At 48.3% G+C, this 23,524-nt stretch carries 19 protein-coding genes; 3 read left to right on the top strand and 16 right to left on the bottom strand.

Translation table 11 applies throughout. The annotated features are described in order from the left end of the window. Positions 1-9 precede the first annotated feature (9 nt). The 3 genes from ELR70_RS09690 to rppH all read right to left on the bottom strand — a co-directional run bounded on the left by ELR70_RS09690 (position 10) and on the right by rppH (position 3,789). The gene (locus tag ELR70_RS09690) at positions 10-822 is read right to left on the bottom strand and encodes a sulfite exporter TauE/SafE family protein (protein WP_054017340.1); all 813 of its coding nucleotides are present in this window, start codon (positions 820-822) and stop codon (positions 10-12) included. Positions 823-888: 66 nt separating this feature from the next. After that, positions 889-3,168 (bottom strand): phosphoenolpyruvate--protein phosphotransferase, encoded by a 2,280-nt coding sequence (gene ptsP / locus ELR70_RS09685; RefSeq protein WP_054017339.1) that lies wholly within the window; start codon positions 3,166-3,168, stop codon positions 889-891. Positions 3,169-3,270: 102 nt separating this feature from the next. Further along, positions 3,271-3,789, bottom strand: coding sequence for an RNA pyrophosphohydrolase (gene rppH, locus ELR70_RS09680; protein ID WP_054017354.1), 519 nt, complete (start codon positions 3,787-3,789; stop codon positions 3,271-3,273). Between the two features lie 429 nt (positions 3,790-4,218). Here rppH and mutH point away from each other — a divergent pair, with 429 nt between their 5' ends. After that, positions 4,219-4,893, top strand: coding sequence for a DNA mismatch repair endonuclease MutH (gene mutH, locus ELR70_RS09675; protein WP_082353346.1), 675 nt, complete (start codon positions 4,219-4,221; stop codon positions 4,891-4,893). A 62-nt stretch (positions 4,894-4,955) separates the two neighbouring features. Here the strand turns inward: mutH and eno are convergent, their stop codons facing one another. The 5 genes from eno to rlmD form a co-directional block, all read right to left on the bottom strand. Beyond that, the gene (gene eno / locus ELR70_RS09670) at positions 4,956-6,248 is read right to left on the bottom strand and encodes a phosphopyruvate hydratase (RefSeq protein WP_054017338.1); all 1,293 of its coding nucleotides are present in this window, start codon (positions 6,246-6,248) and stop codon (positions 4,956-4,958) included. Between the two features lie 306 nt (positions 6,249-6,554). Beyond that, positions 6,555-8,189, bottom strand: a complete 1,635-nt coding sequence (locus tag ELR70_RS09660; protein WP_054017337.1) for a CTP synthase — start codon at positions 8,187-8,189, stop codon at positions 6,555-6,557. A gap of 103 nt (positions 8,190-8,292) precedes the next feature. Then, on the bottom strand, positions 8,293-9,093 hold the full coding sequence (gene mazG, locus ELR70_RS09655; protein WP_054017336.1) for a nucleoside triphosphate pyrophosphohydrolase: 801 nt from the start codon (positions 9,091-9,093) through the stop codon (positions 8,293-8,295). A gap of 2 nt (positions 9,094-9,095) precedes the next feature. Then, a complete protein-coding gene (relA, locus tag ELR70_RS09650) occupies positions 9,096-11,252 on the bottom strand; it encodes a GTP diphosphokinase (protein ID WP_054017335.1) in 2,157 nt (718 codons plus the stop codon). A gap of 4 nt (positions 11,253-11,256) precedes the next feature. Then, positions 11,257-12,582, bottom strand: a complete 1,326-nt coding sequence (rlmD, locus tag ELR70_RS09645; RefSeq protein ID WP_054017334.1) for a 23S rRNA (uracil(1939)-C(5))-methyltransferase RlmD — start codon at positions 12,580-12,582, stop codon at positions 11,257-11,259. An 82-nt stretch (positions 12,583-12,664) separates the two neighbouring features. Between rlmD and barA the strand changes: the two genes are divergently transcribed. Further along, positions 12,665-15,442, top strand: coding sequence for a two-component sensor histidine kinase BarA (gene barA, locus ELR70_RS09640; protein ID WP_054017333.1), 2,778 nt, complete (start codon positions 12,665-12,667; stop codon positions 15,440-15,442). A 70-nt stretch (positions 15,443-15,512) separates the two neighbouring features. Here the strand turns inward: barA and ELR70_RS09635 are convergent, their stop codons facing one another. The 8 genes from ELR70_RS09635 to pspA form a co-directional block, all read right to left on the bottom strand. Beyond that, positions 15,513-15,857, bottom strand: coding sequence for a 4a-hydroxytetrahydrobiopterin dehydratase (locus tag ELR70_RS09635; protein ID WP_010386740.1), 345 nt, complete (start codon positions 15,855-15,857; stop codon positions 15,513-15,515). A gap of 10 nt (positions 15,858-15,867) precedes the next feature. Further along, on the bottom strand, positions 15,868-16,665 hold the full coding sequence (gene phhA, locus ELR70_RS09630; protein WP_054017332.1) for a phenylalanine 4-monooxygenase: 798 nt from the start codon (positions 16,663-16,665) through the stop codon (positions 15,868-15,870). A gap of 213 nt (positions 16,666-16,878) precedes the next feature. Beyond that, entirely contained in the window at positions 16,879-18,057 is a 1,179-nt protein-coding gene (locus tag ELR70_RS09625) for an aminotransferase class I/II-fold pyridoxal phosphate-dependent enzyme (protein WP_054017331.1), read from the bottom strand. A gap of 201 nt (positions 18,058-18,258) precedes the next feature. After that, complete coding sequence (locus tag ELR70_RS09620; protein WP_054017330.1) at positions 18,259-19,335, bottom strand: TIGR01620 family protein; 1,077 nt, start codon at positions 19,333-19,335, stop codon at positions 18,259-18,261. Then, entirely contained in the window at positions 19,332-20,738 is a 1,407-nt protein-coding gene (locus ELR70_RS09615) for a YcjX family protein (RefSeq protein ID WP_054017329.1), read from the bottom strand. The genes ELR70_RS09620 and ELR70_RS09615 overlap by 4 nt, the downstream gene beginning before the upstream one ends. An 83-nt stretch (positions 20,739-20,821) precedes the next feature. After that, entirely contained in the window at positions 20,822-21,238 is a 417-nt protein-coding gene (gene pspC, locus ELR70_RS09610) for an envelope stress response membrane protein PspC (RefSeq protein WP_054017328.1), read from the bottom strand. Further along, positions 21,235-21,468 carry an envelope stress response membrane protein PspB gene (gene pspB, locus ELR70_RS09605; protein ID WP_010386732.1) on the bottom strand — a complete coding sequence of 78 codons (234 nt, stop codon included), beginning with the start codon at positions 21,466-21,468 and terminating at the stop codon, positions 21,235-21,237. The genes pspC and pspB overlap by 4 nt, the downstream gene beginning before the upstream one ends. 75 nt (positions 21,469-21,543) lie before the next feature. Continuing rightward, a complete protein-coding gene (gene pspA, locus ELR70_RS09600) occupies positions 21,544-22,203 on the bottom strand; it encodes a phage shock protein PspA (protein ID WP_054017327.1) in 660 nt (219 codons plus the stop codon). Between the two features lie 181 nt (positions 22,204-22,384). On the opposite strand from pspA, the gene pspF reads away from it, so the two are divergent. After that, positions 22,385-23,452, top strand: a complete 1,068-nt coding sequence (gene pspF / locus ELR70_RS09595; protein ID WP_054017326.1) for a phage shock protein operon transcriptional activator — start codon at positions 22,385-22,387, stop codon at positions 23,450-23,452. Positions 23,453-23,524 lie beyond the last annotated feature (72 nt).

Below are 23,524 nucleotides of genomic sequence, written 5' to 3'. Positions count from 1 at the left end.
CGCTTTCCCTCAATAAAATAACATTTTTCCCGCAATCACCACGAGCAGTAACGCGAACACTTTCTTAATCACAGGCACTGGCAGATAGTGCGTTGCTTTGGCCCCGATAGGAGCGACAAACCAAGAAGTCAGCACAATACCAAATAACGCCGGTAAATACACAAAACCGGCAAACCCATCTGTCAATTTCAATGCCTGGCCCCCCGAGACCACATAACCAACGGAACCAAACAACGCAATCACGATGCCGCTAACCGCGGCACAGCCAATTGCTTTACGCATATCGACAGAAAAATAACTGAGCAGCGGCACAATTAACACCCCACCGCCAATGCCAATCATGGCCGACAACGCGCCCATTAAGGTCGTGATGCTTGCCAAAACAGGGCCGGAGGGCAAACTACGCGACTTTTCAGGGGCATTTGATTGTGAACTGAATACCATTTTAGCGGCGATTAACAACACAGAAATGACAAACGTCCACTTTACCCAGTGCACCGGGATAAGGGCGACCATGAAGCCACTGATCAAAGCCCCCACCGCGACGCCCGCCATTACCCAGGGGGCGATATCCCAGGGTACATTGTGATTACGATGATGTGCCAGCGCAGAAGAGGTTGAGGTAAACAAGATTGAAGCCAGTGAAGTCGCTATCGCGACAACAATTACATAGTCACTTTCCAGCACATCGAAGTACAACAGAATGGCCGACAATACAGGTACAATGATCAGCCCCCCGCCGATACCGAGTAACCCGGCCAGAAAGCCGACGACACAGCCAAGTAAGGCACAGCATAGAATGAGTAACACACTGATTGTCATACAGACACTCTTATTATTATGGGCGCGTTATAGTAGCGTATCTGCGCACGCGCCTCCAGTCGCGGTTCAGGCCGTATCGCTTTTGGTATAAAGTAGCTCGCTCAGACCATGCGCTATCAGAAACTCACGTAACAGACGATGAACCTGTTTGGCACTGGATACCATCAGGCACTGATTAAGCAAGGTTTCCATATCTTTGACGGCCAACCGACGTAACGTCCATTTTATTTTGTTCAAAGACGAAATATTCATACTGAGGCGGCGAAATCCCATGGCAACAAGTAAAATAGCACCTTCCGGCTCTCCGCCAAGCTCCCCACATAAACTGAAGGGCAGCTCTAGCTGCTGACAATCGTCGGCTATTTTTTTCAGTACGCGCAAGACACTTGGGTGATAAGGCTCAAACAGTTCCGCTACCTGTGCATTAGCGCGGTCAACAGCCAACAAATATTGGGTCAGGTCATTGCTGCCCACCGAGCAAAAGTCGACCTTCTCGGCCCACTCAGGCAGTAAAAAGATACTTGATGGCACTTCCAGCATCACGCCAATATCAGGCTTATCTATGGTATAAAACTGATCCGCCCATTCTTCCTGTAATTCAAAGTATGCCTGTTCCAGCAGTGCCAGCGCTTCGTCGACCTCTTCAGTATGACTGACCATAGGCAACATAATTCTCAGGTTACCTAACCCCGCATTGGCTTTAAGCATGGCTTTGAGCTGATCTAAAAATAACTCAGGATGGTCCAGAGTCACCCTGATCCCTCGCCAACCCAAAAACGGGTTATCTTCACTGATATTAAAGTAATCCAGGACTTTATCACCACCAATATCCAGCGTACGCATAATCACAGGTTCAGGGTGATAGCGGGCCAGTACGTCCCGATACCAACTCTCCTGTTCCGCCTGAGAAGGAAATTGACCTCGCTGCATAAACCAGGCTTCAGTACGATACAAACCCACACCATCACAGTATTTGGCACTGAGGTGCTCGGTAGACAAGTCCAGGCCAGCATTAAGCAACAGGCTTATCCGTTCACCATCAGCGGTTACGGAAGATAAATGATGCTCGGCTTCAAATTTATCGTGCAGCTGACCCTCTTTAAGCTTCAGTGCAGAATATTCATTGCGCAGCACATCAGAAGGCGAAATATAGACACGGCCAGCATAGGCGTCGAGGATCATGTCTTTGCCATCGAATTGCAGCAAGGGAATGTCCTCAATCCCCCAGATAGCCGGGATACCCATTGCCCGGGTCAAAATAGAGGCATGTGAATTCGCTGAGCCATGAACACTGATGACCCCTTTGAGTTTGTCTTTAGGTACTTCGGCCAGCATCGCCGGTGTCAGTTCATTGGCGATTAAAATGGTATTGTCCGGATAGCTTTTTACCATGCTTTCCGTGCTGACCAGGTGGTGTAGCACTCTGAGCCCTAAATCTCTGACATCAACCGCTCGCTCCCGAATATATGGATCTGACATAGCTTCAAATTGCGTCACCAACTCCACAATCACATGCTTTAATGCTGATTTCGCATTCCAGCCCTGCTCCAGCTCTTGCTCTACACGTTGCCCCAGACTACGTGCATCCAGTAATTGCTGATACACCTCGAAGACAGCCAAGGCTTCTTTGGGTAAAGAGTCACTGAGGGTGTTTTTTAATACATGAAATTCTTGTCGGGTCGCGGCCACCGCTTGCTGGAATAACTGGCGCTGCTGATGGATTTGCTCACATTGCTGAGATTCAATGCTGGCAAAGTCTAGCTTGGGGATAACCACAAAGGCCTCACCCAGTGCAATACCAGGTGCACTGGCCACACCTTTGAGTACCGATGTTTTGTGACTGGACGCATCCTGCTTGAGCACCGACTGTAACTCAACCTGTGCAAGCTGAGAGGCCAGCTGCGCGGACAGCGTAATTAAAAAAGACTCTTCATCGTGGCTAAAGACCCGCTCTTCACGCTGCTGAACAACGATCACGCCCAGTACTTTGCGCTGGTGCACAACCGGCACTGACAAAAAGGCGTTATAGCCTTCCTCGTGCACTTCTGCATGCAGCTTAAACCTGGGGTGACTTTGTGCATGGGCAATATTGATGGGCTCTTCTCGCTGAGCAACCAGCCCAACAAGCCCTTCGGTGAAGCCAACCCGAAATTGCCCGACAGCATCCGGGTTGAGGCCATCGCTGGCCATCAGTACAAAGTTATCCTGACTATAATCGGCAAAATAAACGGAACAACACTCAGTGTGCATTGCTTCCTTTACCATCATCACAAAGCGAGATAAAGCCGTTTCGAGGTTATCCTGCTGTGAGACTACCTCTGCGATAGTCCGTAATGTTGCTAACACACCTGACTCCTAAATTGGTAGAAATCGCTCTGTACTGCTCATTTACTCTTTCTGTTTTTTCGAACCTTTGTGCAGCCCGGGTACGTGCTGCTAATTTGTCGTTTAACGGCGTCGCCAGTGATCTTTATGCGAATGCTCTTTGCGGTTGAACGGCATTGCAAACGGCGCAAACTCTTTCATTACCCGGCGATACACATCGCGTTTAAATGAGACCACCTGACGTACCGGGTACCAATAACTTACCCAGCGCCAATCATCAAATTCGGGGTGATGAGTCCGCATTAAGTCTACATCTTCATCTTTGCACTTGAGTTTCAGTAGAAACCACTTTTGCTTTTGGCCAATACAGACTGGGCTTGAATCTTTGCGGATCAGTCGCTTTGGCAATTTATAGCGTAACCAATGTTTTGAGCTTGCAACGATTTCTACATCTTCCGGCCGCAATCCAACTTCTTCATGCAGTTCTCGGTACATGGTTTGTTCTGGCGTTTCTCCTTCATCCACACCACCTTGCGGAAACTGCCATGAATGCTGACCATAGCGGCGCGCCCAAAATACCTGCCCCTGATTGTTACAAATAACAATACCTACATTGGCACGAAATCCTTCGGCATCAATCACCTTAAGTGCCTCGTATACTTTTTTATATGAATTTGATTGTTCCACAACTCAGGGCACTGGGCAAATTTAATTCCTGCTTTTACGCAACTTACCCACAACTTGTGCATAAGTTTAATTATTCATGATGATTTTACAAACAAATCCACAATCTCATGGTGAATTTGGTATTTTCTCCACAGAATCTGTGGATAATTATGTTTATATACTTGTATTTATCCAAGGCATGGTTGTTTTTACGTCACCCCCTTATTGCCTGAAATTTAAAAACCTCATATAAATCATAATATTAATAAGGTAAACCGATAAAGTCACAGCTTAAAGAGTAACCCACAACGAGAGCGTTCAAAAAACACACAAAGATATTTTAATCCACATCGATGATTTGATTTTGGTACCATACACCACCACCAAAACAAAGAGAGCCAGACCGTGCAAAAGCCCACTCCCCCACGCTCAATTGCTGAACTCATGACTCGTGTTGATGCCATTGCCGGACAAACTCTGGGAGAGGTAGCCGCGCAGTTTCATTTTAAGACCCCTCAGGACTTAAACCGCGAAAAAGGCTGGCCAGGTCAGCTGATTGAATATGTGCTTGGCGCCAGCGCAGGCTCGAAACCCGTGCCTGACTTTGAGTTTATTGGTGTCGAGCTAAAGACCTTACCCATTGGGTATAATGGAAAACCGCTCGAAACCACTTATGTGTCTGTGGTACCACTGACTAACCTGACTGGATTACGCTGGCAAGACAGCACCGTTAAGAAAAAACTGAATCATGTCTTATGGCTACCTATTTTAGCCGAGCGGGATATTCCCCCTGTGAATAGAACTATCGGCACGGGATTTCTCTGGCAACCCAATAAACTCCAGGAATACCAGTTACAGCGTGACTGGGAAGAACAGATTGAATTAATTGCACTGGGGCGTGTGGATGAGATCAGTGGCAAGCTGGGCGAGGTCATGCAGATTAGGCCGAAAGCCGCCAACAGTAAAGCCCTGACCGATGCCATTGGCCCACAGGGCAAACTCATAAAAACCCTGCCCCGCGGGTTTTATCTGAAAATGCAGTTTACTCAGGGTATCCTGGCCGAGCAGTTTGTGGGGTAACTCAGAGGCAGACACAAAAAAGCCGCGTTAATTACGCGGCTTTTTCAGTCAGATTATTTAGATTACTGACCTTTGATCTCGCTGCGACCTTTATAGACAGCCTTGTCGCCCAGCGCTTCTTCGATACGTAGCAACTGGTTGTACTTAGCAACACGGTCAGAACGACACAATGAGCCAGTCTTGATTTGACCAGCAGCGGTACCCACAGCTAAATCAGCGATGGTTGCGTCTTCTGTTTCGCCTGAGCGGTGAGAGATAACCGCAGTGAAGCCTGCGTCCTGTGCCATCTTGATTGCGTCCAGAGTTTCAGACAGTGAACCAATTTGATTGAACTTGATCAGGATAGAGTTACCGATTTGCTCATCGATACCACGCTTAAGGATCTTAGTGTTAGTAACGAACAGGTCGTCACCCACCAGCTGTACTTTGTCACCGATCTTATCTGTCAGGATCTTCCAGCCAGCCCAGTCGCTTTCGTCCAGACCATCTTCGATAGACACGATTGGGTAACGTGCAGCCAAATCTGCCAGGAAGCCAGCAAAGCCTTCAGAGTCGAACGCTTTACCTTCGCCCTGCAGGTCGTATTTGCCATCTTTGTAGAACTCAGACGCCGCACAATCCAGTGCCAATGTCACGTCTTTGTTCATTTCATAGCCCGCTGCTGCAACCGCTTCAACGATCACTTCCAGCGCTTCTTCGTTTGACTTAAGATCTGGTGCAAAACCACCTTCATCACCTACCGCGGTGTTGAGGCCGCGTGATTTCAATACTTTCTTCAGGCTGTGGAAGATTTCTGCGCCCATGCGCAGTGCTTCACGGAAGCTTTTCGCACCCACTGGCTGAACCATGAACTCCTGAATATCAACGTTGTTGTCAGCGTGTTCGCCGCCGTTCAGGATGTTCATCATAGGTACAGGCATAGAGTACTGGCCAGCTGTACCGTTGATGTCTGCAATGTGCTCGTACAGTGCGACGCCTTTTTCTTGTGCTGCCGCTTTAGCCGTTGCTAAAGACACAGCCAGAATCGCGTTGGCACCCAGCTTTTCTTTGTTTTCAGTGCCGTCTAAGTCCAGCATCAGCTGGTCAATTGCACGTTGTTCAAGGGCATTGTGTCCGTTCAGGGCTGCTGCGATTTCGTTGTTAACATAGTTTACCGCGGTCAGTACACCTTTACCCAGGTAACGAGCTTTATCTCCGTCACGTAATTCAAGTGCTTCGCGAGTTCCTGTTGATGCACCTGATGGTGCACATGCGCGGCCCCATGCGCCCGACTCTAAATGAACATCGGCTTCAACGGTAGGGTTACCACGTGAGTCCATAACTTCACGGCCAATCACTTTTACGATTTTTGACATCTTGATTCCTCTTTTCCCAAAGTAGTGAGTGTGTTGTGTGTCTGCTTTCGCATTGCTATATACCCGCTTGTTGCAGTTACATAGCAATACGGTGGTATACCAATTTTACTTAATACCTGGTCAATTTGAAGGAGTAAATATGACGCTAACGGCGTTAAAAATTTCTCATTTAGACCAACTAAATAGCAAGATTTTTGCTTTGTCATCGACCCTATTTTCTCGCCTCAAAATAGAACACTTAATTAAGCAAATTGGTATTACTTTGGCGATTAAAAAAGCCGTGCACTGAGGCACGGCTTTTCATCATTAAGAATCAGCTTTTTGGTAGCTGAACGCAGCTGCAACGAACCCTTCGAATAGAGGGTGGCCGTCACGCGGCGTTGACGTAAACTCAGGGTGGAACTGAGCCGCAATAAACCAGGGGTGATCTTTGTTTTCGATGATCTCTACCAGTTTCTTGTCTTCCGACAGACCAGTGAAGGCAAGACCAGCCTGCTCAAGGCGCTCAACGTAGTGGTTGTTTACCTCGTAGCGATGACGGTGGCGCTCAGTGATCTCGGCATTGCCGTATACGTCGCGTACTTTTGAGCCTTCTTTAAGGTGACACAGCTGTGCTCCAAGGCGCATCGTGCCGCCCAAGTCTGACTCTTCAGTTCGGGTCTCAACGTTACCATCTGCATCTAACCACTCAGTGATCAGGCCAACTACAGGATGTGGAGACTTAGCATCGAACTCAGTTGAGTTAGCACCTTCAAGGCCCGCTACGTTGCGCGCGTATTCAATCAACGCAACCTGCATACCTAAACAGATACCCAGATAAGGCACCTTGTTTTCACGGGCATATTTGGCCGCCAAAATCTTACCTTCAACACCCCGGTTACCAAAGCCGCCCGGTACCAAAATTGCGTCGAGGTGGTCCAGTAGTTCAGTACCTTTGCTCTCGATATCCTGTGAATCGACATACTCGATATTTACAGTCACTCGATTCTTCAGACCAGCATGCTTAAGCGCTTCGTTTACTGACTTGTATGCGTCTGGCAATTCAATGTATTTGCCAACCATACCAATGGTCACTTCACCCGTTGGATTTGATTCCTGATATAACACCTGTTCCCATTCAGACAAGTCTGCTTCTGGTACATCCAGGTAGAAACGACGACAAACCAGGTCATCCAGTTCCTGTGATTTAAGCAGTGCCGGGATTTTGTAGATGCTGTCTACGTCCTGCAATGAGATTACCGCTTTCTCTTCCACGTTAGTGAATAGCGCAATCTTGGCACGCTCATTAGCTGGTAATTTACAGTTTGAACGACACACCAGAATATCAGGCTGAATACCAATTGAACGCAGCTCTTTCACTGAGTGCTGAGTTGGCTTGGTTTTTACTTCGCCTGCAGCACCAAGGAAAGGTACTAAGGTCAGATGCATAAATAAAGCATGCTCACGGCCCAGCTCTGTACCCAGCTGACGGATAGCTTCAAGGAAAGGTTGTGACTCAATGTCACCTACAGTACCACCGATCTCGACAATCGCGATATCATGGCCTTCAGCACCTTCCAATACACGACGTTTAATGTCGTTGGTGATGTGTGGGATTACCTGAATGGTCGCGCCCAGGTATTCACCTTTACGCTCGCGACGCAGTACATCTTCAAAAACACGACCCTGCGTGAAGTTGTTGCGGCTGGTCATTTTGGTGCGAATGAAACGCTCGTAGTGACCTAAGTCCAGGTCAGTTTCTGCGCCGTCTTCCGTCACAAAGACTTCACCATGTTGGATCGGGCTCATCGTGCCAGGGTCAACATTGATATAAGGATCCAGCTTAAGGATAGTGACGTTTAAACCACGCGCTTCTAATATCGCAGCCAATGAAGCAGCTGCAATACCTTTACCCAAGGAGGAAACAACTCCGCCCGTTACGAAGATAAATTTTGTACTCATGCGAACCCTAGAATATCAGGAAAAATGGAATTTAAATAAGAATCAAGACGGGGCAATAGTATAGCAAAAGCACAAAGGGCAATCCAGCGAAAAATCACCCCCTTTAATTATTCTCACCTGAACGTTGACGTCGTTTGACTTCTTCCCAGGCCTCATCCATTTGCGCCAGACTAGCGTCCGACAAGGCGATTTCCCGCTCCGCCAGAATGCCCTCGATGTCACTAAAGCGGGCGATAAATTTGTCACTGGCACGGCGCAAAAGCTGCTCTGGATCACGTTTGATATGGCGTGCCACATTCACCGTAGCAAACAGCAGATCGCCGAGCTCCTCCGCACTGTGCTCAGAGTCAGGGTCATGACTGAGTGCCTCACTGACTTCGGCCACTTCCTCTGCGACTTTATCCATTGCGCCATGATAGCTTGGCCAGTCAAACCCTAAACAGGCAGCACGCTTTTGAATTTTCGCAGCGCGGGATAAGGCTGGTAAATTCAGTGGTACATCGTCGCCAAAGCGGACAGGCTTTGCACTGCGCTCCTTATCTTTGATGGCCTGCCACTGCGCATTTAATTCAGCATCGCTCAAAGTGCTATCCGGTGCTTCAAAGACATGGGGATGGCGGCGTACCAGCTTATCATTAAGCCCTTTTACTATGTCGTCAAACTCAAAAAGCCCGGCCTCTTTGCCCAACTGAGCATAAAAAATCACCTGAAACAATAAATCGCCCAGTTCATCTTTAAGCCCGACAAAGTCTCGCTGCTCTATGCTGTCGGCCACCTCATAGGCTTCTTCCAGAGTATGCGGCACTATGGTTTCAAAGGTTTGCTGTTGATCCCAGGCACAACCCTTTTGTGGGTCGCGCAGGGTCGCCATGATCTCAAGTAGTTGCTGTAATGAGGCACTCATACTCAGTGTTGTCTCCTGGCTTCAAACACACCCTCTATTTGCATAAGCTTAGTCAGTAAGCGGTTCATGGCAGACAAGTCGCCTACTTCCAGCTTCATAGTGAAAATAGCGATGTGCTTATCATCATGAGTATTGACGTTCATATTCATCACATTGAGTTTTTCATTGGCCAGTACCGAGCTGATATCACGGATCAGACCGTGACGATCGTTAGCTTCAATATGCAAGGTGACCGCATAACAGGCACGTACTTCATCTGACCAGCTAACCGCAATTTCCCGCTCCGGATGCTGCTCGCATATATGCGCAAAGGAATCACAGTCAGCGCGATGCACAGCAATGCCCCGCCCCTGGGTAATGTAACCAACAATCTCATCACCAGGGACAGGCTGACAACATTTGGCTACATGACTCATCAGGTTACCAACGCCTTCAACCACAATGCCATTGCTATCGCCTTTGTGCTTTTTCGGCGCACTCATTTTAAGCTTAGGCATAGGGTCTGGCTTGTCCTGAACATAATTCAGGAACTGATTGATGCGGATATCACCTGCACCAATGGCCACCATCAAATCGTCGAGCTCTTTAAAGTTAAAGCGCTCAATAGCTGAGTCCAGGTCTTTGTATGTTAAATCCAGCTTTTGCAAGTGGCCATCGAGGATCTCTTTACCAGCCTGCAAATTTTTATCTCTGTCTTGTTGCTTAAACCAGTGATGGATCTTGCTGCGTGCTCTGGATGAGTGCACATAACCCAGTGAAGGGCTGAGCCAGTCTCGACTGGGTGAGGGGTTTTTCTGAGTCAGTATCTCAACCTGATCGCCGGTTGATAACTTATGGGTAAAGGGCACGATTTTGCCAAATACCTTGGCACCGATACAGCGATGTCCAACATTGGAATGAATGTAGTAGGCAAAGTCCAGTGGTGTCGCCCCTAATGGCAAATCAAAAATATCGCCTTTGGGGGTAAAAACATACACCCGGTCTTCTACAACCTGGTTTTTGAGCTCTTCGGCCAGCTCGCTGCCGTCAACGACCTCTTCTTGCCATTGCAGCAGTTTTCTCAGCCAGCTGATCTTTTGCTCATACCCAGATCCTCGACCCGGCAAAGCCCCTTCTTTATACATCCAGTGCGCTGCTACGCCCAGCTCAGCATCCTGATGCATTGCTTGCGTGCGGATCTGGATCTCAACCGTTTTGCCTTCAGGACCAAACACCACTGTGTGGATAGACTGATAACCGTTCTGCTTTGGTGTGGCAACATAGTCGTCAAATTCTTTATGCAGATGACGCCAATTGGTGTGTACTATGCCAAGTGCGCCGTAGCAATCCTGAATTTCATTGACCACCACCCGCATCGCGCGGATATCAAAGAGCTGATCGAATTCATAATTCTTCTGCATCATTTTTTTATAGATGCTGTAAATGTGTTTGGGGCGGCCATACACTTCGGCCTCAATGCCCGCCTCTTTGAGCTTACTCTGCACCAGGTCGACCATATTAGCCATATAGGCTTCACGGTCCAGGCGCTTATCCGACAGCTGCTTGGCAATACTCTTGTAGGTTTTCGGGTGTAAATAACGAAAAGAGAGATCTTCAAGCTCCCATTTGAGCTGTCCGATCCCCAGGCGGTTCGCCAGTGGCGCAAAAATATTGGCTGTGGCTTTAGCTGCCACCACTCGCTCTTCCTCAGAAGCATTTTTAACGGCCCGCAGATAACAGATCTGCTCTGCCAGCTTGATCACCACAGCACGAACATCTTCCACCATGGCCAATAGCATACGCCTGATTTTGTCTATTTGCAGGCTGCCTTTGCCTTGGTGTGCCAAAGTGCTGATCGACGCCATTTGCTCAACCCCTTTGAGCAGCAAGGCGACATTCTCGCCTTGTGCTTGTTCAATGGCATCGATTTCTACCTGACCGGATAAAAAGTAGGGCGTCAGGAAAGCACCGGCCAGTGACTCTGAATCGAAATTCAGTTCCGCCAGGATCTCTACCATCTCTATGGCTTTGGCCAGGGTCGTTGTCGCTTCTTCTTCCGGACACAAGGCATAGACCTGATCCAGCCGGTCTCGTTTTTCCTGCGATAAGTTAAGCAGTGCAAGCCGGGCATGAAAGTCTGCCGGAAGACCGGATTGATGAGACTGGCGAGTCGCAACCATATGACTACCTCCTTTGAAACAACGCCATGGTTTCTATATGTCCAGTGTGCGGGAACATATTCATTAAACACACTTTATCGACCACAAAGCCAGCTTCCAGTAACAGCGCCGCATCTCTGGCCATAGTCACCGGATCGCAGGACACATATAAAACCCGTTTAAATTGCGTCAACGGTAACTGGCGTAAAACTTCATATGCACCAGTACGTGAAGGGTCCAGCACTAATACATCCAGCGACGAGTGAAACCAATTGGCTTCGGTCAGTGGCTGAGTGAGGTCAAACTGATGAAAACTAACCGTGTCGATGTGGTTAGTGTGCGCATTTTGTCGTGCCATTGCAACCGACGCCGCGACTCCTTCGACTGCGACCACCTTGTTTGCATGTTTTGCCAGCAATAAAGAGAAATTACCAATTCCACAAAACAGATCCAATACTTGCTCGTCGCCAGTGAGTTCAAGCCAGTCCAACGCCCTGTGAAGCATTTGTTCATTGATATCGCGGTTAACCTGAATAAAGTTATCGAGTTTAAACTCAAAGGTCACCCCGGCGCTTTCATAAGCCGGCAATGACGCATACTCAGGCTGCGACTTACCGTCATCCCAGACAAACTCCCAGTTCTGAGCAGCAAGGCGCTCTGCAAATTGCGCTTTCACCTGGATGCTGATTGAACGGGTATGACGCAACAACACAAATGCGCCGTTATCTGCCGCACAAAACTGGATATGACTGACACTACGCAGCTCTGGGTGCGCATTTAAACTCTGGCGTAATGCCTCAAAGCCACCAGCAAAGGTATCGACCATGACCGCACAGTGGTCAATTTCAATAATTTTCTTTGACCCGGCAGCACGAAAACCTAACCTGACCAGGTTATTTTGCTTGTCATAAATACAGGCAATACGCCCCGCCCGGCGATAGTGACGCTCGGGCCCTGCCAGAGGTGGCAACCAGGGCAGTTCTGTTGCCTTGGCAAATTTGTCAAATAAGGCCGAAACCGCCTGCTGTTTGTGCACCAACTGAGCACTGGCATCAAGATGCTGTAATGAACAGCCACCACATTGCTGATAGTATTGGCAAAAAGGCGTAGTCCGTTCCACACTTGGTTCAAGCACTTTCGTGGTATACGCTTCGAAAATTCGACTTTTTTGCGTGCTAATGCGTGCTTTGATCCGCTCTGAGGCCAGTGCGCCGTCTACAAAACCGACTTTACCCTGATGTCTGCACACCCCCCGCCCCTGATGATCCAGCGAGTCGATGGTCAGCTCGATTGTTTCAGCTTGTTTACTACGTTGTTTAGAAGATTTTCCAGCACGAAAAATTTGTGCCATATTGCCGCCCCTATAAGATTGCTAAACACCTGTTAACTCGATACTCTAGGACTCAGACTACTTACTGTTTTACATCCAATTTATGTCTAAATTGAGTTTGCGCGACAGCGTATTAGTGTTGACCCTGATCCCAACGGTGTTAATCGGCCTGGTACTTGGCGGTTATTTTACTATAAATCGTTACGTTGAGCTTGAACAAATCCTCAAGCAACAAGGTACCAGTCTGGCCAATACTCTGGCAATGACGGTAGAGCAGCCCCTGGCAGAACGAGATAAAGCCAGGTTGCATCGGGTGATCACCACCACCCACAATCAGCATGGCAACTTCGTCAATAGCATCGCGCTGTTCAATGAAGATAATCAACTACTGCTGACCAGCAACTATCACAACGACTTTGACCAACTGCATTATCGCGGCAATGTCACTGAGTTACACGCCACTGAAATCGTGCAACATTTAGACAGATACATAATTTTTGCACCCGTTAAGCTACAGCAACAGCCCGCTGCTGACTGGCAAAATGCCCACACACGTACCACCGCAGTGCTCATGATTGAGCTCAGTAAAGATCAGGCGATCATTGGGCAGCAACAAGCCCTGCTATTCAGTGGCGCTATCATTATGGTGGCCTTGTTACTCAGTGCCTTTGTGTCGACCCGACTCAGCAGAATGTTCTCCACCCCCCTTTCTCATCTGTTACTGGCAACGGATAAACTGCTCGAGGGCAAAACCAAAATCGGCGTAGATCAACCCATGCAAGGGGAATTTGACTTGCTCCGTGAGGGCCTCATCACCATCAGCGAAAAAATGGTGCTGCAGCGCGATGAAATGCAAAAACACATAGATCAGGCTACCTGTGATTACCGTGAAACTCTGGAGCAGTACGAGACCCAGAATATTCAGCTTAATATCGCCAAAAAAGAAGCACAGGTAGCCAACCGGGTTAAATCAGACTTCCTTGCCAAGATGAGTCATGAATTAAGAACCCCGCTAAATGGCGTAATTGGTTTCACCCGGCAACTCTATAAAACTCCCCTTAACAAGCACCAGAAAGACTATCTGGATACGATAGAGTTATCGGCTAACAGCTTGCTGACCATCATCAGTGACATACTAGATTTCTCTAAACTGGAAGCCGGTGCCATGGAGCTTGAGAGTATTCAGTTCCAGCTCAGGGATGCGGTAAATGAAGTAATGACACTGCTTGCTCCAAGTGCTTATGAGAAGCAACTGGAGCTGTCGATTGCCATTAACCGCCAGGTCCCGGACAACCTGGTTGGAGACCCGACACGCTTTAAACAGGTGCTGATTAACCTGATCAGCAATGCCATCAAGTTCACCGAGAAAGGCTCGGTCAAAGTCGATATCAGCCACAGATTAAAAGGTGACAGCCAGACATCACTGCTTATTTCGGTCAGTGATACCGGACTGGGTATTGCACAGGAAAAGCAGGACACCCTGTTTACCCCTTTTGCTCAGGCTGATTCCAGTATCACCCGCAAGTTTGGCGGTACAGGCCTGGGTCTAATCATCACCAAACATATCGTGGAAGCCATGAGTGGCCGCATTACACTAAACTCTGCGCCGGGCAATGGCTCGTGTTTTACCTTTAACGCCATTTTTAATCTGCCAAGCCGCTTGTTTGACGACGACCTGCCTACTAAGCCCCTGGAAAACAAGCGCGTGCTTTACTTTGAGCCGCAAGAGCACACCCGCAATGCGGTTCAGGCTCAGCTTGAGGATTGGGCAATGCAGGTGACTTGCTGTAAGAATGAAGAAACATTCTTCAAGGCTCTGGAGCAGGAGTTTAAATATGACATCTGTTTGATCGGTAATATGGCAACTGTAGATGATATGCAAACGGTTAAGGCCTATATTACTCAGGCCAGAGAAATGGCTGATTACCTTTACCTGATGGTTAATACCATCTCTCATAATATGCGCGAGTCCTTAATTGGTAGCGGGGCCGATGCCTGTATCAGCAAACCTATGCACCACAGAAAACTGTGCGACATGCTGGCAGCACCTTACCGTTTAGATCACCCAAGCGTATCGATTGACGACACAGACTTTGCACACCTGCCGCTCAAAGTGCTGATAGCCGATGATAATGATGCCAATTTAAAGCTACTTTATACGTTACTCGAAGAGCAGGTCGATACCATAGATACCGCTCACAATGGCGCACAAGCAGTGAGTTTATGCAAATCGCAAAAATATGACCTGATCTTTATGGATATTCAGATGCCAATCATGGATGGCATCACCGCATGCAGAACCATTAAAGAATCCTCCTTAAATGATGATACCCCTATCATTGCCGTGACGGCGCACGCACTCACGGGTGAAAAAGAGCAATTGATCAAAGATGGCTTCAACGGCTATATGACTAAGCCCATCGATGAAGACATGCTGCGTCAGATTATTTGTGACTACAGTCCGTCATTGCCGCCGGAAAAACAAAAAGCACAACAGCCCCAGGTCGCCAGCATAGCTCCCTTTGAGAGTCACTTACTGGATTGGGAACTTGCCCTGCAACGCGCTGGAAATAAGCCTGAGCTGGCACTGGAGATGCTGGATATGTTGTTGCAAAGTGTACCAGAGACGCTTGGTCTGCTGAATGAATCGGCGCAGCAGGAAGACACTCAAACACTGCTGACCGTGATCCACAAATTCCACGGAGCCTGCTGCTACACGGGCGTACCGACACTTAAAAACCTCGCCGAAACACTGGAAACTGCATTAAAACAGTCACGCGATTTTGATCATATTGAACCGGAGTTGCTCGAATTAATTGATGAACTGGAACACCTGAAGCAGGACGCCCAGGTTGTATCGGGCCCGACGTTAACGCATTAAAGAAGGCCGTTTGGGTGAGTAACAGGCATTAAAAAAGGCGCTGATGCGCCTTTTTTATGTTGCCCGACATTTATAGTGCGGCAAAAATCTCGTCTGTTTTAGCTGCACAGATAAAGTCGTTTTTGTGCAGACCTTTGATAGAATGGCTCCACCAAGTTACTGTTACTTTGCCCCACTCAGTCAACAGACCCGGGTGATGACCTTCATCTTCCGCCATATCACCCACTTTGTTGGTAAATGCGATGGCTTGCTTGAAGTTCTTAAACTTGTAAACACGCTCAAGCTGCATAATGCCATCACGTACTTCTGGCACCCAATCCGGGATCAGCTTGATCAGTTCAGCTAATTCGGCATCTGACACTTTAGGCGCATCCGCACGACACGCTTCACATTTTTGTGCACTTAAATCAGACATCAATAAATCCTTAACTTGCTAGTTTGTTTTTAGGTGGAAACTTAGGTTCGAACAGACCCAGTTCTTTGGCCTTACGTACTTGCGCCATGATATCCATTTGAGAGATATCAAACAAATCATCAATGGCGTTAATGGTGTAGTACAAAGGCTGCATAATATCAATTCGGTATGGTGTACGCAGTACATCCAGTACCTCTAGAGGATTGATCTCTGGTTCACCACTATATACGTACTGAGTTTCCCCTGGGCTGGACAGTATCCCACCGCCATAGATACGCAGACCTTCTTCGGTTTGCATCAAACCAAATTCAACGGTAAACCAGTACAGACGCGCCAGGTATACGCGGTCTTTCTTCTCAGCCGCATAACCGAGCTGGCCGTACTTGTGAGTAAATTCAGCAAACGCGGGGTTAGTCAGCATGGCACAGTGACCAAAAATTTCGTGGAAAATATCTGGCTCCTGCAGATAATCAAATTCCTCTCGACTACGGATAAAGGTTGCAACCGGAAACTGCTTGTTAGCTAGCAGGCGGAAGAACTCATCAAAATCGATCAGTGCAGGTACTGGCGCTACTTGCCAGCCAGTCTCACGCTCGAGTGCTTCGTTCAGCTCATGCAGCTGCGGGATACGATCGTGAGGTAAATTGATTTTACGCAGGCCTTCGAGATACTCATCACACGCTTTACCTTTGATACATTCAAGCTGTCTGGCAACCAATTCAGACCAGATCTGGTTTTCTTCTTCTGTCCATTCGATCAGGCCCTGCTCGTTGGGCTGTTTAGACGTGTATTTACTCGATTTAGCCATAGTAACCTTCTTGGTATTGCGTCGTATTTAAACAAAAACAACGCGTCAAAGTGTTATCCGGATACTATGTAAAAGTGAGGAAAAGTTTAATAGCCAGGCCCGAAATCGGCCCGGCCAGAAAGGCTTATTTTGTACACTTAAAATTACACAAGTGAACACAAAAAATCACACCCCATATAAAACAAGCCATACAGAGCACCTTTATGTAAACATTTATATACATGAAAATGCATTTTCCAGGTCTTCGATGATATCTTCGACCGCCTCAAGTCCGACAGAAATGCGGATCAGGCCATCAGAGATCCCCGCAGCCTGACGCTCCTCAGGTGTGTAAGGAGAGTGGGTCATCGATGCCGGATGCTGGATCAGTGTTTCTGGGTCACCCAAGCTCACCGCCAGGGTACACAGCTCAGTCGCATTAATGAACTTTTCACCTTCACTAACCCCGCCTTTGATTTCAAATGCAATCACGCCACCGGCACCTTTCATCTGCTCTCCAAGGAAACGGTAGCCAGGATGAGATGGCAAGCCAGGGTAGTAAACCGTATCCACCTTTGGATGGTTATCGAGAAACTCGGCCACTTTTTGTGCATTTTCACAGTGTCTTGCAACGCGTACATGTAAGGTTTTAAGTCCTCGGTTAATAAGCCAGGCATCGTGTGGGCTGATAGTCGCGCCGATGTCTTTTAGTACGGTGAGCTTGATTGTTTCTATGTGCTCAGCACTGCCACAGACAATGCCGGCTACGACGTCACCGTGACCATTGAGGTACTTGGTCGCACTGTGGATCACGATATCGATACCAAAGTGTTTGGGCTTTTGCAGTAATGGCGTCATAAAGGTGTTGTCGACCACACTGATCAACTTGTGTTGCTGAGCAAACTGTCCCAGCATGGCTAAATCCAGTACCGTCATATTGGGATTGATCGGTGTTTCAGCAAACAACATCTTACTGTTAGGCTGCAGCGCATCGGCCAGTGCTTGCGGGTCCGTCATGTCGACAAAAGTCACCTCGATGCCGAACTTAGGTAACATATGCGCAAATAAAGCAAAGCTACACCCATACAAGGCTTTGGATGCAATCAGATGATCACCCTGCTGTAAAAAGCTCAATACAGAGGCTGATACTGCACCCATGCCTGTCGCTGTAGCGGCAGCATCTTCCATCTCTTCAAGCTGGGCCACCTTTTCTTCCAGCTCACGGGTGGTCGGGTTACCAAGACGCGTATAGATATAACCGGCTTCTTCGCCAGCAAAACGCGCAGCGCCTTGTGCCGCATCCTTAAACTTGAACGTCGAACTCTGATACAGAGGTGCTGTCAGGGCACCATGTGGATCTTCAAAGTGGTGTGGACCATGAATACAATTGGTCTGATCATGTAACTTCTTCATTGCTTGCCTATTTTTGTTATTCGGACGAATACCAATTAGATATTCCATGACACTGCAATGTACAAGCGTGCCGGACGCGCAGATGGCTAACCCGGGCCGGTTAAATTAACCCGGGTGTACACATAAGTTGTCAAAAGGAGAATGGGTATAAGTAAAAACCCAATTAAATCAAGAAAAAGAATAAAAGTGAGTGGTCACACACTATTTTTGAACTGTCTCATCCGATCTGTTGGTAGACTGACGGATCAACAGGTTCGCCAGTTTACGTGCCGTCTGCGATAAGTAGCCGGAGGCAGGCGCACTAGCGGGAATTGGTCGACATAAAGCCATCGCTTTATATCCCAGTCGCGCTGTGAAAACCCCTGCGCTGAGCCCCTGTGCAGAGCGCGCCGACAGTTTACCCAGTAATTCGGCACCCAGGCTGGTAGCCGCCAGATCGCTCAGTAACTCACTGGCCCCGACAAAAACGATCTGCTTGAGCAGCAAACGATAAAGTTCAATGCGGCTGCGATAACCCAGTTTAATTCCATACAGCTGGCTGATCTTTTCTATCAAAACAACCCCCCTCCACAACACGGCCATCATATCCGTGATGGCCATAGGACTGATTGCCACCATCAAGGCAGACGTACTGGCAAACTGTGCTATCAGCGCTCGGGCGCGCTCATCTACATCCTGCAGTAAGGTTTTGTCGTACAGTGCCAGTACTTCCCGATCGGTAAAATGAGGTTGTATGGTCGCCATGAACTGGCTGACCTGTTGCTGATCATGTTGCTTCAGAAGCGGCTTTAACCAGCTCTGTGCCTCTCCAATTTGGTTGCTACTTAACAACCTTTGTGCCCCGGCGCGTTGTTGTTCAAGCTTTTTTAATCTGCCAAGGGCGCGGACTTCAGACCAGCAGAATTTGCACAGTACAACCAGTGCACTCACAATCACAAACCCATATAGCGCGGCCAACACCCAGCTTCGGCTTAACGCATCCAGCAATGTCAGGGCCATTTCTACCGGGATCAGAACAGCCAATCCCAGCAATAACAGTTTGCGCCAGGTCAATCCAGATCTGGAGACTTGTGTTACAGGCTCCATGGAAAGTGACGGCAACTGAGTATCAAAAGTCTGATCAGGTGCAGGTGATGTATCTACACCCTCCTGCTCAGCGCTTTGTTCGATACGCCGGGCCTGTTGTTCGGCCTCTGGCGCAGCCGTTGAGTGAAGAGTCTCGGGATCTGCTTCAACCTGAACTCGTCGTCCACGATATGACTGGGCTGGCTCACTCATTGAAGTTTATCTCCCAATAAAAACTGTAATACATGGTCGAGACGGATATGCTCAATTTGCCCCTGGTAGGCAGGGAAAGGCTCAAAGGACAAAAACGCATATCCCTGTTTGGGCCATTGCTGTGTACCAGGCAGATGTTCTGGCGGGATCGGCGGCAGATAGCTGATATAATTCGATTCACCGACTGGTTTGCCATAAACACAGGACAAGGTTTTACCCTGCTCGGTCACCTGCTTCGGCTGCGTGCTTTTCACCGACGAAATAGCCATAGTATCGATTTCCACGCCTGAAAATTTTAATTCGTTTTCGCTGGGTAAGAGCAAAGAATGCAATAAGCGCGTCAGCTTATCCTGATCGGCCAGCGCCACACTGTCACATTTATTAGCCGCAAATAACACCTTATCGATACTGGGACGAAACAACCGTGACAAGAGTCCACTTTTACCATGGCGAAACATTGCCAGCGTGTCACTTAATGCACTCTGAGTTTCCGTCAATGTGGTATGGCCATCATTGAGCGCACTGAGCAGGTCCACCAGTACCAGCTGGCGGTCAAAGCGGCAAAAATGTTCTCGATAAAAAGGTGTGATCACTTGCTTTTTATAGGCTTCAAAGCGCTGCTCCAGGTGATGATATTGGCTTTGCTCAGCAGTATTATCAGAAACGGCTAATGGAAAAAACTGTAAAATCGGCGCACCATCGAGCTCTCCGGGGATCAGCATACGCCCGGGCTGCAGCTGCGCCAGCCGGGTCTGAGCCTTGAGCTGTTTCAGGACATCCGCGTAAACGCTTGCCATTGCCGCCAGCTCGCTTTCGTTAACCACTGCATGAGCATCAAACTGTGCAAGCTGCTGCAAGAAAGGCGCACTTACTTGCGCATAATCGGGTTGCGCCAGCCGCTTGAGCTGTTGCTCGCTCCATTGGGCAAAACTTTGGTTGAGCATAGGTAAATCCATTAACCATTCACCCGGATAATCAATCAACTCAAGATAGACGGTATGAGTTTCGCTCAGATGCTGCCTGACACCTTTTACGGATCGAAATTTCAACGCCAGTGTAAGTGTATTGATCCGCTGTGTTGAAGGCGGCCAGCTGGGAGGGTTTGCTAATAAATGGCTGACCGCATTGTGGTATTCAAAGCTGGGAATATCCAGCGCACTCTGTGGCACCTGTTTGCAGGCTATCAGGCGCTGCTCCCGCACCACTTCCAAAAAAGGCAGGTTTTGCGCCGTAGCCTGAGTGGTTAGGTGTTTAACCAAAGCTGTGATGAAGGCCGTTTTTCCACTACCACTGAACCCGGTTACAGCCAGTTTCACATGTCTGTCCAGACTCCGGGAGAGAGTTTTGTGGGTAGTTTGCTGTAATTTTTTCAGCGCCCTGGCAGTCAGGCCCGATACACTCATAAAGGCACACATTCCTTATTTTTTAGCAAAGGTGGCAAGGCTGCCGACCCCAGGGCAGCGCCCCTTTGCGTATCTGTCTGTTACTAGAGTTTGTTAATTTCGCGTTTTACCGTGTATTCGCTCGACGTCACATACGTTTCCATGTGCTGGATGCGACCGTCGAGGCGCGTTAAACGCTCTTTCAGGTCAAACAGCGCCTGGCGTGGCGGCTCGCCTTTTTGCCAGACTTTAAACTTTACCGACACGGGATCTTCGTCTTTGCTTGAGTAGTTGCTGTCCGCGCCTGGCGCCTGTGGTGTCTCTGCTTTTTTATCAAGAATAAACCAACAGGCAACGTAGACTACAATAAACAGTGGCCCACCGGATAACAGCACCGCAGTTACAAACAAGATCCTGACCAGCCATAGCTCCATATCAAAGTAGTCGCTCAGCCCCGCACACACGCCCGCTAACTTGCCCCTTTTCGGGTCACGGTATAATTCTCGTCTACGTTTACTCATACTTTGCGTCTCCACTCTGGTGACTCTTGATCAAGCAGGGCCTCCAGCGTTTCAACGCGTTGCGCCATTTTCTCTGCTTTGTGTGCCAACTCTACCAGCTGGCGGTGTTCGTGCTCGCTCAGCCCCTGACTGACCTGCTTTTTGCTACGATAGTGCAGGATCAACCATAGCGGTGCCACAACAATCATAAAGATGATGATCGGGGCGACTAAAATCTCTGCATCAAACATATTCCTCTCCTGTCTAACCTGGGCACGTTGTTCTTTTCATTATTGCACCTACCTTAACAGCAGGTGCAGTCAAATTCACTTATCGGCTAATTTTTTCTTCAATGCCGCAAGTTCGTCATCCACCTTCTCATTCTTTTGCAGATCGGCAATTTCATCTGCCAGTGATTTTTTGCCTAAATCGTAAGACTCAACCTGAGATTCCAGACCATCGATTTTGCTCTCATAGCGCTCAAAGCGATTCAGGGCATCTTCGACTTTACTGCTATCCAGTGCCTTCTTAACATCCAGACGAGACTCGGCTGAGCGCTGGCGTAATACAATGGCTTTTTGACGCGCTTTGGCATCAGCCAACTTTTCCTGCAAAGTGGTGACTTCCTGTTGCAGCTTCTCAATATGCGACTCAACATGTGCCAGCTCTTGTGTCACGCTGTCTGCCGCATCGGTGGCTTTTTGCTTTTCAAGCAAGGCCGCACGTGCCAGGTCTTCACGGTCTTTAGTCAGTGCCAGTTCTGCTTTTTGCTGCCAGTCATCTGCCTGAGTACGTAACTGCTCAACGCGACGCTCCAGCTCCTTTTTCTCTGCCAGCGTTTTTGCCGACGTCGAGCGCACTTCCACTAAGGTGTCTTCCATTTCCTGAATGATCAAACGGACCATTTTTTCTGGATCTTCCGCTTTATCCAGAATCGCATTGATATTAGAATTAACAATATCAGCAAAACGTGAAAAGATTCCCATAATCTATTACCTCTTTGGTTAGTAATTTAGTTTGCTGATTAGATATATCAATTAGCTTGCCAACTTTTCGATAAATTTAATTTATTAAAATCAACAAGTTATAATAATAGAAAAATACTTTCGCTTCATCTTTTTTTAAAATACACTAGATGTTAGTCAAAAATACTAAGAGTTAGGCAATATGAGTCAGTTTCGCCAACAGGATAATTTACTCGGCCAGTCGGATAGCTTCCTTGCTGTCTTGGATCAGGTATCTCAGCTTGCTCCGCTGGAAAAGCCGGTACTGATCATCGGTGAGCGGGGAACCGGTAAAGAGTTAATCGCGGCCCGTTTACACTATTTATCCGAGCGATGGGACCAGAATTATGTCAAGCTCAACTGTGCTGCACTGAACGAAAACCTGCTGGAAAGCGAACTATTTGGTCACGAAAGTGGCGCATTCACCGGCGCCAGTAAACGGCATGAAGGTCGTTTTGAGCGTGCCAACGGCGGCACCCTGTTCCTTGATGAGCTGGCTAATACCTCGGCCATGGTGCAGGAAAAACTCCTGCGGGTCATAGAGTATGGCGAATTTGAGCGAGTTGGCGGGAAACAAACGGTCAAAGTAGACACCCGACTTGTCTGCGCCACCAACGAAGACTTACCGACCCTTGCTGAGAATGGCGAGTTTCGCCATGACTTGCTCGACCGTTTAGCTTTTGACGTTATTACATTGCCGCCCCTGCGTGAGCGCAAAGAAGACATCCTGCTGTTAGCTGAACATTTTGCGATTAACATGGCCCGCGATTTAGGCTGGTCTTTATTCAGTGGCTTTACCCGCAGCGCCACAGAAATGCTGCTCGACTATGCCTGGCCGGGTAACATTCGTGAACTTAAGAACGTGGTGGAGCGCAGTTTATATCGTCATGGCAGCGAGCAATTGGCCGTACACCAGATTGTATTCGACCCGTTTGCCAGCCCCTACAGACCCACTCAAAGAATAAAAAAAGCCGCGGAAATGCCGGCTCAGGCAACTACTACAGCCCCCATCACCATGACAGAAACGCCGCAGGCCAAACCGTCTGCTTGCTCATTTCCGTGCGACCTGAAGTCGCTCTCTAATGAATTTGAAATTGACCTGCTGCGCAATGCGCTGGAGCATAGCCAGTTTAACCAGAAAAAAACCGCTCAGAATCTGGGGCTGACCTATCATCAGCTGCGTGGTTATCTGAAGAAGTACAACCTACTGGACTCGCAACAAGAGGCTTAGCCGTGGCTAACAGAGCAACTGATACCTCCTCCACCCGGGCGACCTGCGTCCGGCAACAGTGTCGGTACATAG

Origin of the sequence: Pseudoalteromonas sp. R3 (assembly GCF_004014715.1) — a bacterium.
GTDB lineage: Bacteria > Pseudomonadota > Gammaproteobacteria > Enterobacterales > Alteromonadaceae > Pseudoalteromonas.
The sequence above is the reverse complement of the archived record's forward strand: the minus strand, read 5'-3'. Positions and strand labels throughout refer to the sequence as shown.